Source organism: Erythrobacter sp. NFXS35, from assembly GCF_040148725.1.
In the GTDB taxonomy this organism is placed as follows: Bacteria; Pseudomonadota; Alphaproteobacteria; order Sphingomonadales; family Sphingomonadaceae; genus Erythrobacter.
Genome location: NZ_JAGDEB010000002.1, coordinates 542,656 through 555,225 on the forward strand (window position 1 = coordinate 542,656; position 12,570 = coordinate 555,225).

Genomic DNA, 12,570 nt, shown 5'->3' on the forward strand with positions numbered 1-12,570 from the left:
GATTGCATATGTTGCAAGGTCAGCCGATCAGGGGTTGATGCCAACCCTACATGATATGTGGGAGCGGGATCTGCGCCAGACCGTGGCCTACGGTCGACCAACCAATGACGATATTGCTTTTTGATACAGGATGAAGGCCGCATGAGCGAGACAGGAGAGCAGGCAGCAGGGTCCGAACAGGGGCTCACTCCGGTCTGTGCGATCGGTGCCTCCGCCGGCGGGATCAAGGCGCTGCAGACGCTGTTCGGCGCGATCGAGACCGATCTGGGCCTCGCCTATGTGGTGATCGTCCATCTCGCCCCCGATCATCCGAGCCATCTGGCCGAGATCCTCCAGCACTGCACCTCCATGCCGATTCTGCAGGTCAACGATTCGCCTACGCTCAAGCCCGATCACGTCTATGTCATCCCGCCCGATCGCGAGCTGGTGATCGAAGGCAACCGCATCATGTCGCGCAAATTCACCGAACCGCGCGGATTGCGGGCGCCGATCGACCGGCTCTTCCGCTCGGTTGCCCACGCCCGCAATGACGGCTTTGCGGTGGTGCTGACCGGCGCGGGGGCAGACGGTGCGGTCGGAGTGCGCAAGGTGGCCGAGGCGGGCGGACTGGTGCTGGTGCAGGACCCGCGCGAGGCGGAATTCGCGATGATGCCGCGCAGCGCGATCGCCACCGGGGTCGCGGATTTCGTCGAGCCGCTCGCCGACATTCCGGCGCGGATCGCGCAAACGCTGAAGGCCAAGGCGGCGCTGGCCCACACCACCAACGCCGAAGCGGAACGATCGGTCACGCAGATCCTGTCGTTCCTGCGCTCGCGAACCGGGCACGATTTCGCCAGCTACAAGACCGCCACCGTGCGGCGCAGAATCGGGCGGCGGATGCAGGTGACGCAGCAGCCGAGCCTTGCCGGCTATGCCGATTATCTGGTCGCCAATCCGGAAGAAGCCAAGGAGTTGTTCGGCGACCTGCTGATCTCCGTAACCTCGTTCTTCCGCGACACGGCCGCATTCGACGCGCTGGCCAAGGATGTGATCCCCGCACTGTTCGAGGCGCAGGAGGCGGGCGAGCCGATCCGCATCTGGGTGGTCGGCTGTGCGACGGGCGAGGAAGCCTACAGCCTGGCGATGCTGCTGCTGGAAGAAGCCGAACGGCGGCAGGTGGCGCCCAATGTGCAGATTTTCGCCAGCGATCTCGATGACGGGGCGCTCGCCACCGCACGCGAAGGGCGTTATCCGCGCGCGATCGAAGGGGACGTCAGCGAAGAACGCCTGCGCCGGTTCTTCGTCGAGGAAGTGGCACATTACCGCATCCGCAAGGACGTGCGCGACATGGTGCTGTTTGCCAATCACAGCGCGATGAAGGATCCGCCTTTCATGCGGCTGGATCTGATCACCTGCCGCAACCTGCTGATCTATCTCGAACGCGAATTGCAGGCGCAACTGCTGGCGCTGTTCCACTATGCCCTGCGGCCCGGCCGCTATCTGTATCTGGGATCGGCCGAAACCGCCGACAGTCGGACGGAGCTGTTTGCGCCGATCGATCGCGAGGCGCGGATCTACTCCGCCAAGCCGCGCACCGGGCGCAAGGTGGAGTTGCTGGACGATCTTCCCGCAGAACACCGCCCCCATCTGCCGCAGGCGCGCGAAAGCCGCGTCCGCAGCGAACCTGTTCTCGGGGCGCTGCATCTGGCGGCGCTGGAACATGCCGGGCCGCCCAGCGCGCTGGTCGATGAAGACATGCGGGTGGTTCACCTTTCCGCCAATGCCGGCCGCTACATCGCCCCGCCCGAGGGGCCGCTGAGCGCCGAATTGCCCGATATCGTGCGCGCCGAACTGCGCGCCGAATTGCGCAACGTCCTGCACAGCGTCGCTGCGACCGGCGAGCCGTGCATCACCTTGCCGATCAGCGTCGCTTTCGACGGTGCGCGCCACCGGGTGGCCCTATATGTCGGGCGCACCCCGGTCGAGGCGCATTCCGCGCCGCTGATGCTGGTGGTGTTCATGGATGGCGGGCCGATCATGCCCGCCGATGATGAACTGACGGGCGACGAAACCTTCGGAGCGAGCGAGGTTCAGCGGCTGCGTCAGGAGTTGCGCCATGCGCAGGAGCGGCTGAGTTCCAGCCGGCGCGAGCACGAAGGCGCGATTCAGGAACTGCGGATCGCCAACGAGGAACTGCAATCGGTCAACGAGGAATATCGCTCCACCGCCGAGGAGCTGGAAACCAGCAAGGAGGAAATGCAGTCGATCAACGAGGAGCTACGGACCGTCAACAGCGAGCTGAAAAGCAAGCTGGCCGGGCTGGCGAGCGCCCACAGCGATCTGCAGAACCTGATCAACACCACCGATATCGGCACTTTGTTTCTCGACCCGGACCTCAGGATCAAGATGCTGACCCCGGCGGTCGAGGAATTGTTCAGCGTCACCGATGCCGACATCGGGCGGCCAATCACCGATTTCAGCAACAAGCTCGACTACGCCTCGATCGAGGACGATGCCGGCATGGTGCTGCGTGATCTCGTCCCGTTCGAGAAGGAAGTGAAGACCAAGGCCGGTCGCTGGCTGCTGATGCGGCTGCGTCCCTATCGCACGGTGGAAGACCGGATCGACGGGATTGTCGTCAGCTTCATCGACATCACGCAGCGTCTGATGGCACAGGAGGAACTGCGCCAGAGCGAGGAACGGTACCGCCGGGTCATCGAGGAAACGACAACCGAGACGGAGGCTTCCAAGAACACCTGAGCGCCTGCTCTCTTGTCGCGCTTGTCCGGCCGCGCCTCGCGCAGTCGCTGCCGCTGGGCTAGCCGCACAATTGCGACCAACCGGGCTTGATGCCATTGCATCCCGGATGAGATGGATTGTGACATGCCTCGTTGCGCTCACCGCCACAGTTTCGTTCGCGTCGGAGCCGGACGGCTTTCGCGAAGATGCGGAGCTGCTGGAACGGCTGGTCGATTACCAATACGCCTATCTCGATAGATTGCCGGACGGCGATTTCGCATTGACCGAGACGCTGAAGTCAGAAGCAGCTCAAGTCCGGACCAGAGCCGAATTGATCCGCTTTGCAGAGCGGGCGCTGCTGCTTCTGGAAGATCATCATGCCATCACCGGCGCTTCATTGTCAGATAGCTGGGCCGTGTTCCCCAGTTTTGGCGACTTGTGGATCGAGCGGCGCGGTGATGATTATGTCGTGGAGCAGGTCCGCGAAGACAGCCCGGCGGCACGCGCTGGCATCCTGGCGGGCGATCGTCTTGTCGGTATTGGAGATGAGAAGTCCAAGAACGCGGTCGAGAATTTCTGGCGCGATCTTGGGGTGACAGACGCAAGCGGCGACGGCGCGTTCGCGGCCCGTATCCTTGCCGCAGGCAAACGCGATCGGCCGCGAAACCTGACCTTGCAGCGAGGATCGGATCAGCCGCGCAAGCTGCAGTTGCCCAGCCTCTATTCGGTCGACGAACCGGAAAAGCCGATGCTGTCAGCAGGCAGACAGAATGATGACTTGATTATCAAATTCCATGATTCGCTGGGTCAGACTGCGGCAATTGCAGCCTTCGACGCGGCCATGGCCGAGGCCGAACAGGGGCAGCATGTCATCATCGATCTGACCGACACCGCCAGCGGAGGAAACACGGTCGTTGCCCGCGCGATCATGGGCTGGTTCGTCCAGCAGCCGACGGCTTATCAGATCCATCAGCTTCCCGCAGAAATGCGCCGGACCGGAATCGCCCGTCAGTGGATCGAGCAAGTGCTACCACGTGCGGGCAAATATCACTCGGGGCCAATTACCGTCCGTGTGGGCCGCTGGACGGGCAGCATGGGTGAAGGCCTGGCGATCGGTCTGGATGCGATCGGGGCGACGATCGAAGGCACCCGCATGGCCGGCTTGCTGGGCGCGATCTACGATGAACGCCTGCCCAATTCTCAACTGGTGGTGAAACTGCCGGCCGAACGACTGTATTCCCCCGCAGGAACACCCAGAGAAGAATTCGACCCCGCGAGCCGTTGAGCGCAGCAAGAGTGGGCTTCACGCCAAACCACTTGCGCAAATTCCTGCGGATTTAATGGGCTTTTCGGTGAGGGAGAGTGGAGCGGGTAGCGGGAATCGAACCCGCATAGCCAGCTTGGAAGGCTGGAGCTTTACCACTAAGCTATACCCGCTTGGGCTCCGGGAGTGCCAATGCCACTACGGATGGGCGCGCGTCAACGATTCTTGCGTGGGAAATCTTGTCGCCAAGACGCTTGGCTATTCGCGTTCGGGATACACTGCCATATTGTCGATCAGCCGCGTCCCGCCGATCCGCGCAGCGACCAGCAGGCGAGCGGGGCCAGCGACCAGTGCGGACAACGGGGTGAGCGACACCGCATCCGCCAGCACCGCGTAATCGACGCTGGCAAAACCTGCCGCGACCAGATCTGCTTCCAGCGTGGCGAGCCTATCGGCAACCGGCGCACCGCTTTCCAGATCCACAACTGCCGCTCGCATGGCGCGGGGCAGGGCGGCTACCTGCGTGCGTTGTTCGGGCAAAAGGTAGCGGTTGCGGCTGCTCATAGCCAAGCCATCCGCTTCGCGCACGGTCGGAACGCCGATGATCGCATCGACATGCGGACGAATGAGGTCGAGATCGCGCGCCATTGCCCGGATTACGGCGAGCTGCTGAAAATCCTTCTCGCCGAACAGCGCGATATCGGGCTGCACCTGGTTGAACAGCTTGCACACCACCGTTGCCACACCATCGAAATGGCCGGGCCGGGCTGCGCCGCACAGCCCCTCGCTCACGCCGGACACGCTGATATTGGTAACGAAGCCCTGCGGATACATCTCCTCCACTGTCGGCGCCCAAAGCAGCGCGCAGCCTTCGGCCTCCAGCATCGCAGCGTCCGCCGCCAACTGCCGGGGATAGGCACTCAGATCCTCGTTCGCGCCGAACTGCTTCGGGTTGACGAAGATCGACGCGACCACGTGATCGGCCAGCTCCTGCGCGCGGCGCACCAGTGTCAGGTGGCCTTCGTGCAGCGCGCCCATGGTCGGCACCAGCGCAATCCGCCCCGCGCCCTGTAATCGAAGCGCATCAACCGCATTTCTCAACACATCGCGCGTCGTCGCAATTTGCACGCCTTGTCCCCTGCCGATAGAACCATCCGCAGCCCTAGCCGCGCGCCCGTGCTTTTTGAAGCGGGCCAGCGAGCGCGGCGGTGCAAGAACAAGAGGTATTGAAAGATCATGGCCACCATCGCGCCTTCACGGCGGATCCCCGGCAAGGCCCATCGCATCGTTTTCGCCAACGAAAAGGGCGGCACCGGCAAATCGACCACCGCGGTGCACGTCGCGGTGGCGCTGGCCTATCTCGGCGCGCGGGTCGCATCGCTCGATCTCGATCCGCGCCAGCGCACCATGCATCGCTATATCGAAAACCGCCTCGCCACGCTGGAAAAGCGGCAGCTGACCCTGCCGACCCCCGACTGCGAGGTGTTTCGCGGCGAAACGCCGGAAGAACTGCTCGCCACGATCTCGCGGCTCGAGGCGACTTGCGATTTCCTGATCATCGACAATCCCGGTCGCGATGATCCGTTCGCGCGCATCGCGGTGGAGAATGCCGATACGCTGGTGACGCCGATGAATGACAGCTTCGTCGATTTCGATCTAATCGGTCAGGTCGATGCCGAGACGTTCAAGGTGCGGAAATTGTCGTTCTTCGCCGAACTGATCTGGGAAGCGCGATTGAAGCGCAGCCGTATGACGATCGAGCAGCAGCGGCCGGAAATGGACTGGATCGTGGTCAGAAACCGCACCGGCCATGTCGAAGCGCGCAATATGGCGCGCCTGCAAAAGGCGCTCACCGAAATGGCCAAGCGGGTCGGTTTCCGGGTGACGCAGGGGCTTTCCGAGCGCGTGATCTATCGTGAGCTGTTCCCATCGGGCCTGACCCTGCTCGACAAGGGGCATCTGGGCGAACTCGGCACCAGCCATCTGGTCGCACGGCAGGAACTGCGGGCACTGGTCAAGACGCTGAATCTGCCGGATTTCGCGCGCGCCGACAGCCAGCTCGAACTGGCCTGAGCGAGTGCTGCGGATTATCTTTCTTGTCGCGCTGGTGTGTATCGCGTGCCGCTGGGCGCTGGGCCGGTGGCCGTGGGACTATCTGCGCGGCCCCTCCCCGCGTGCTGCGGCGCTGAAACGGGCGCGGAGCCTGCTTGGGGTAGAAGCCAGCGCCAGCCGCGACCAGGTGATTGCCGCACATCGGCGGCTGACCGCGCTGGTTCATCCCGATCGCGGCGGCTCCCATCAGGCCATGCAGGAGGCCAATGCCGCGCGCGATCTGCTGCTCGGCGAGCTGCCCGGCCTGCGCGACGGATCGGGCGGCTGACAGGACCCTCAACGTCATCGCGGGATTGACACATTCGCTCGGCAGGGGTTTGTCCGAAGACTGCAGGCCCGGTGGAAATATGGGCGGGAATGTTAGCGCATTGTAATCCGTTATACGGACAATGCCCGAACAATCCGGCATCGCGCATTGGTCCCCATCGGCCTGCCCCGAAGCGGCAAGGAGAAAGTTTTCGTCATGCAACACCAGTTCCACCCTTCCGTGCTGCGCGAGTATGATATTCGTGGGATTATCGGCGAAACGCTGGGTGCGGATGATGCGCGCGCGATCGGCCGCGCTTTCGGCACGCTGCTGCGCGATGCGGGCGGCACCACGGTGGCGGTGGGTTACGATGGGCGGGTGAGTTCGCCGATGCTCGAACACGCATTGATCGAAGGGTTGACCGCGAGCGGCTGCGATGTCGTGCGGATCGGCCTGAGCGCCACCCCGATGCTGTATTATGCCGAAGCGTCAGCCGAACAGGTGGACGGCGGCATTCAGATAACTGGCAGTCACAATCCCCCCAATTACAATGGCTTCAAGATGGTATTTATGGGTCGGCCGTTCTTCGGGGCCGATATCCAGAAGCTCGGGAAACTGGCAGCAGACGGGGCGTTCGCCAGCGGCACGGGCGACATCACCGCGCGCGACATCATGAGCGAGTATGTCGAGCGCCTGCTCCAGGGACTGGCTGGAATCGATCCCGGTAAGCTCGATACCCTGCGTGTCGGCTGGGATGCCGGGAATGGGTCGGCCGGCCCCGCGCTCGAGGCGCTGGCCGCCCGGTTGCCGGGGGAACACCATCTGCTGTTTACCGAAGTCGACGGACATTTTCCCAACCACCATCCTGATCCAACCGTGGAAGCCAACCTTGCCGATTTGCGCCGCCTCGTCGCGGACAAGAACCTCGATTTCGGAGTGGCTTTCGACGGCGATGGCGACCGGATCGGTGCGATCGATGGGGAGGGGCGGGTGATCTGGGGCGATCAGCTGCTGATGATCTACGCCGAGGACCTGCTCAAGACCCGCCCGGGATCGACGATTATCGCCGATGTGAAGGCCAGCCGCGCCCTGTTCGACCGGGTCGCGGAGCTGGGAGGTCAGCCGCTGATGTGGAAGACCGGACATTCGCTGATCAAGTCCAAAATGAAGGAAACCGGCGCCCCACTGGCGGGCGAGATGAGCGGCCACGTCTTCTTCGCCGATGATTATTACGGCTATGACGATGCGCTTTATGCTGGCGTGCGCCTGCTGGCGGCGGCGGCGCGGCTGGGCAAGTCGGTGACCGAATTGCGATCTGCGATCCCGCCGATGCTCAACACGCCGGAAATGCGCTTTCAGGTGGACGAGTCGCGCAAGTTCGCCGCGATGGCCGAAATCACCGAGCGGCTGACCACCAACCCCGGTCCCGGCGTAGAGGAAGTCAACGCCACCGACGGGGTGCGGGTCAACACCGCCGACGGCTGGTGGCTGCTGCGCGCCTCGAACACGCAGGACGTGCTGGTGGCTCGCGCCGAAAGCGAAAGCCAGGAAGGCCTCGAACGATTGCTCGCGCAGATTGACGACCAACTGGCGCTGTCGGGGCTGGAACGCGGCGAAAGCGTGGGGCATTAACGCTGCTCGAGCACAGGGGAGCATCATCATGATTCGTCGCCGTATTTTCACCGCCACCGCAGGGCTTGCCGCCCTGACGCTGGCCCCGCAGCCGCTTGCCGCTCAGGAGCCTGCCCAAGAGGATGCCGCCCTGTCTGCCGAACCCGACGAAATGCAGCAGGCAATGGCAATGCTCGGCGCGATGTTCCCGGCTGAACCGCTCACCGCCGATCAGGAAGCCCGACTGCCGCAGGCGCAGCGCATCATTGCCCGGATGATCCCCGAAGGCACGCTGTCCGAAATGATGGGGTCGATGTTCGACAAGCTGCTCGGCCCGGTGATGCAGATGGGCGGAACGGCCGCGACCAGCACGGTCACCGGGGCGACGGGGCTGAGCGCCCTCGATCTCGATCTTCCGGCCGAACAGGTCGAGGAACTGGCAGGACTATTCGATCCCGCCTGGGCCGTGCGGCAGGAGCGCGAGATGGCGATGTTCCCAGAGATGATGGCGCAGATGATGGATGCGATGGAACCTGGCATGCGCAAGGCGATGGCAGAGCTTTACGCGATCAATTTCAACCCGACCGAACTGAACGAGATCGAGGCGTTCTTCCTCACCGAAACCGGCACCACCTATGCCCGCAAGAGCTTTACCATGTCTAGCGATCCGCGTGTCATTCGTGCCACGATGGAGGCGATGCCCGCGATCATGGGGACGATCGGATCGCTGGAGCAGAAGCTTGCCGAAGCCACCGCCGATCTTCCGTCCAAGCGCAGCTTTGCCGACCTGACACCGACGGAAAAAGCCAAGGTGGCGGAACTGACTGGCTATACGGTCGAGGAAATCGAAGCCAATCTCGACGCCGGTGCCGCTGACGGCGAGGCGTATGACACTGCGGCCGAAGCTGCCGAGTGATGTGACCGCAACTGATTCTGCCGCTTCCCTCCCGCCTGAAATCGCCGCGTGGTTCGATGCGCGCGGATGGCGGGTGCGGCGACATCAGATCGAGATGCTGGCCAAGGCCCGAGCGGGCCGCGACGCGCTGCTGGTGGCCGATACCGGCGCGGGCAAGACGCTGGCGGGGTTCCTGCCAACCTTGTGCGCCTTCGTGCCCTCCGCCGGGCCGCTTCTCCCTGACGGTCTGCACACGCTCTATGTCTCACCGTTGAAAGCGCTGGCGCAGGATGTGAAGCGCAACCTGGTCGCGCCGATCGAGGAGATCGGGTTGCCGATCCGGGTGGAGACCCGCAGCGGCGATACTCCGTCGGACCGCAAGAAACGCCAGCGCGAGCGCCCCCCGCACGTGTTGCTGACCACGCCTGAATCGCTGTCGCTGCTGCTGTCCTATCCCGAAAGCGCCGCTCTGTTCGGGGGGCTGAAACGGATCGTGATCGACGAGGTTCACGCCTTTGCCACCGACAAGCGCGGCGATCTGCTGGCGCTGAGCCTCGCGCGGCTGCACACGCTTGCTCCACAGGCGCAGCGGGTGGCGCTGTCCGCCACTCTCGCCAAGCCCCTGGCGTTTCAGGAATGGCTCGCCCCCCAACACACAACAGATACCGGCGAAATCGCCGCCGCCGATCTGGTGCTGGGTGAACCCGGCGCAGATCCCGAAGTTGAAATCCTGTTGCCGATCGAGGAACGCGTGCCGTGGGGCGGGCACGCCGGGCGCTGGGCGGTGCCGCAGCTGATGCAGGCGATCAAGGCCAACCGCACCACGCTGGTCTTCACCAACACGCGGTTTCTGGCCGAGTTCATCTTCCAGTGCCTGTGGGAGGAGAACGAGGATCACCTGCCTATCGGCATCCACCACGGCAGCCTGTCGGTCGAGGCGCGCCGCAAGGTCGAAGAGGCGATGGCGCGCGGGGAATTGCGTGCGCTGGTGTGCACCGCCAGCTTGGATCTGGGGATCGACTGGGGCGATATCGATCTGGTGGTTCAGATGGGCGCACCCAAGGGGTCGTCGCGCCTGCTGCAACGGATCGGGCGGGCAGGCCACCGGCTGGATACCCCCAGCCGCGCGGTGCTGGTTCCAGGCAACCGTTTCGAATTCCTTGAGGCGACCGCCGCCAAGCAGGCCGTTGATGAAGGCCAGCGCGATGGCGAGGCGTTCCGCCCGGGCAGCCTCGATGTGCTCGCCCAGCATGTCATGGCCTGCGCCTGCGCCGGACCGTTCGACGAGGCGGAATTACTGGCCGAAGTGCGCAGCGCGCTGGCCTATAGCTGGCTGGATGAAGCGACCTTCGCGCGCGTGCTGGGGTTCGTGTCCAACGGCGGCTATGCGCTCAAGGCCTATGACCGGTTCCAGCGGATCGTGCGCGACAAGGCGGGGGTGTGGCGGCTCGCGCATCCCAATCAGGCGCAGCGCCACCGGATGAACGCCGGGATCATCGTCGATTCCGAAATGCTCACGGTGCGCTTCAAGAACGGGCGCAGGCTCGGCAAGGTCGAAGAGCGTTTCGCCGCGCAGCTATCGTCGGGCGATACGTTCTTTTTCGCGGGCATGAGCCTTGAAGTCGAAGGCGTCAAAGACATGGACGTGGTGGTGCGCGCGGCGAAGAAATCCGCCACGATCCCGTCCTATGGCGGATTGCGCCTGCCGCTGACCACGCACCTCGCCACGCGGGTGCAAGGGCTGCTGGCGGACCGCGCGGGGTGGGGCCGCTTCCCCGATGATGTGCGCGAATGGCTGGAAATGCAGGACTACCGCAGTCGCCTGCCCGCGCCGGGGGAATTGCTGGCCGAAAGCTTCCCGCACGGCGGCAAGCACTACACCGCCTATTACACCTTCGAAGGATGGAACGCGAACCAGTCGCTGGGGATGCTGATCACCCGGCGGATGGAGGATCGCGGGCTGCTGCCGGGCGGGTTCGTGGCGAATGATTACTGCCTGGCGGTGTGGGGGTTGAAGCCGGTCGAGAATCCCGCACCGCTGCTCTCACCCGATATCCTGACCGACGAATTCGTCGAGTGGGTCACCGAAAGCCACCTGCTGCGGCGCGCGTTCCGCGAAGTAGCCGTAATCAGCGGCCTCGTCGAACGCCAGCATCCGGGGCAGAAGAAAACCGGCAAGCAGGTCACCTTCTCGACCGACCTGATCTACGACGTGCTCAAGAAATACGAGCCCGATCACGTGCTGCTCGAAGCGGCATGGGCCGATGCGCGGGCACGGATGACGGACGTTGGGCGTCTGGCGGACTTGCTCGAACGGTCTGAGCGCGAGCTGGTCCACGTGACGCTCGACCGGGTGTCCCCGCTGGCGGTGCCGGTGATGACGATGATCGGGCGCGAGGCGGTGCCGCAAGGGGCGGTGGATGATGAATTGCTGCTGGAGGCCGAGGGCTTGATTGCCGCGGCAATGCGGCCTGATCCGCCGGTTGAGGGGGATTGATGCGGGGTCAGGATACCTCGATGTCGATGGCCTACTATCCCGACGCGCAGCCGATATACCATTCCGCGGGCTGACTGCCCGGCGGGTATTTCAGCGGCGGGATAACCAGCGTCAAAAGCAGCGGAAACGGCGCGCCGCTCCCTTTGCCGAACTGCCGGTGCTTCTCCATTCCATCGAAGCAGAACCATTGATTGATCATGTCGGTGCGTTTGATCATCGCGAGCGTGCGGACCGACAGGTCGTAGGAGGCGTTGGCGTCGGGCTCGAACGCGATCCCGATCTCTTGCGGTTGAACCGAGCTTGCTAGCAGCAGATTCTCCAGCTCGTCCGTTGTGACAAGCACGCCGTTGAACAGCAGCCTGTCATCTTCGGTCACCCTGATGCGGTGCACCAACGGGGCGAAGTCATCGGGCCCGGGCGGCGCCGTGAATGATCCGGGCAAATCCACCAGCAGCGCATGGGTCCGCATCTGGCTCGCCGGGATCAGGAACAGGATCGCCACGAATAGCGCGACGAACACCAGCGGGCGCGTGTCGATGCCGCGAATCGGCTCGCCGTGGTCGAAGCGTGCTCGGCGCTGCCGAGGTTTGCGCAGCATCAGTCGAGTTTCCGGTGTCGTTCGTTGCCGACGAAAGCGAAGCCGGTTGCGCCTTCGTCCTTGATCAGCGCGATGGTGCGGGAGGCCGTGTCGTAGCTGGCAAGCGCATCGGGTTCGAAGCGGAGCATCGCCGGCTGCTCCATCGCGCTGGCGGCGGCGACTTGCACGCGCAGATCGTCGGCCGACAGGGCATCGCCGTTCCAATACAACCGGTCGGCGGCATCGATGGCAATGCTGTTCTCGGCCAGCACCGGCAGCACCGGCTGCTTCGGCTCGCCCGGCAGGTCGACCGGGGTGACGTGGACCGGTATCGGCATGGCGAGGATCATCATGATCAGCAGCACCAGCAGCACGTCGATGAACGGGGTGACGTTCATTGCGGCAACGGGGGCAGGGCGGCGGGCGTAGAGGTTGGGGCGGGTCACGGCGTAAGGCATGGTCGCTCTCCTTCGCTAGAGCCCCGAGTTGTAACCTACAAACAGCAGGTTGCCTAACGCGTACCGGTATGCAGAGCGCAACGGATCATCCGCGCCCATCCGATGTTCCACAAATGTTTCACGTGAAACATTTTGCGAGCGCCACGAGAAAGGGGCGCTGCGATCACTCGCAACGCCCCTTCTGGACTACT

General features: G+C 63.9%; 10 protein-coding genes and 1 tRNA gene. 7 read left to right on the plus strand and 4 right to left on the minus strand.

The window, feature by feature from the left end; genetic code table 11:
- Positions 1–141: 141 nt before the first annotated feature.
- The gene (locus J3454_RS10200) at positions 142–2,739 is read left to right on the plus strand and encodes a chemotaxis protein CheB (RefSeq protein WP_349513652.1); all 2,598 of its coding nucleotides are present in this window, start codon (positions 142–144) and stop codon (positions 2,737–2,739) included.
- Positions 2,740–2,857: 118 nt separating this feature from the next.
- On the plus strand, positions 2,858–4,003 hold the full coding sequence (locus J3454_RS10205; RefSeq protein WP_349513653.1) for a S41 family peptidase: 1,146 nt from the start codon (positions 2,858–2,860) through the stop codon (positions 4,001–4,003).
- Positions 4,004–4,081: 78 nt separating this feature from the next.
- On the opposite strand, the gene J3454_RS10210 is transcribed toward J3454_RS10205, so the two are convergent.
- Positions 4,082–4,155 (minus strand) — tRNA-Gly (locus J3454_RS10210).
- 85 nt (positions 4,156–4,240) lie between these two features.
- A complete protein-coding gene (gene panC, locus J3454_RS10215) occupies positions 4,241–5,110 on the minus strand; it encodes a pantoate--beta-alanine ligase (protein ID WP_349513654.1) in 870 nt (289 codons plus the stop codon).
- A 108-nt stretch (positions 5,111–5,218) separates the two neighbouring features.
- Here panC and J3454_RS10220 point away from each other — a divergent pair, with 108 nt between their 5' ends.
- The 5 genes from J3454_RS10220 to J3454_RS10240 all read left to right on the plus strand — a co-directional run bounded on the left by J3454_RS10220 (position 5,219) and on the right by J3454_RS10240 (position 11,344).
- Positions 5,219–6,055, plus strand: coding sequence for a division plane positioning ATPase MipZ (locus J3454_RS10220; protein ID WP_349513655.1), 837 nt, complete (start codon positions 5,219–5,221; stop codon positions 6,053–6,055).
- 4 nt (positions 6,056–6,059) lie between these two features.
- Positions 6,060–6,362 carry a J domain-containing protein gene (locus J3454_RS10225; protein ID WP_349513656.1) on the plus strand — a complete coding sequence of 101 codons (303 nt, stop codon included), beginning with the start codon at positions 6,060–6,062 and terminating at the stop codon, positions 6,360–6,362.
- A gap of 195 nt (positions 6,363–6,557) precedes the next feature.
- Positions 6,558–7,973 carry a phosphoglucomutase/phosphomannomutase PgmG gene (pgmG, locus tag J3454_RS10230; protein ID WP_349513657.1) on the plus strand — a complete coding sequence of 472 codons (1,416 nt, stop codon included), beginning with the start codon at positions 6,558–6,560 and terminating at the stop codon, positions 7,971–7,973.
- A 28-nt stretch (positions 7,974–8,001) separates the two neighbouring features.
- Positions 8,002–8,868, plus strand: a complete 867-nt coding sequence (locus tag J3454_RS10235) for a hypothetical protein (RefSeq protein ID WP_349513658.1) — start codon at positions 8,002–8,004, stop codon at positions 8,866–8,868.
- Positions 8,840–11,344, plus strand: coding sequence for a ligase-associated DNA damage response DEXH box helicase (locus tag J3454_RS10240; protein WP_349513659.1), 2,505 nt, complete (start codon positions 8,840–8,842; stop codon positions 11,342–11,344). Before J3454_RS10235 ends, J3454_RS10240 begins: the two co-directional genes overlap by 29 nt.
- Before the next feature lie 34 nt (positions 11,345–11,378).
- On the opposite strand, the gene J3454_RS10245 is transcribed toward J3454_RS10240, so the two are convergent.
- On the minus strand, positions 11,379–11,942 hold the full coding sequence (locus tag J3454_RS10245; RefSeq protein ID WP_349513660.1) for an ExbD/TolR family protein: 564 nt from the start codon (positions 11,940–11,942) through the stop codon (positions 11,379–11,381).
- Entirely contained in the window at positions 11,942–12,379 is a 438-nt protein-coding gene (locus J3454_RS10250) for an ExbD/TolR family protein (protein WP_349513661.1), read from the minus strand. The genes J3454_RS10245 and J3454_RS10250 overlap by 1 nt, the downstream gene beginning before the upstream one ends.
- Positions 12,380–12,570 lie beyond the last annotated feature (191 nt).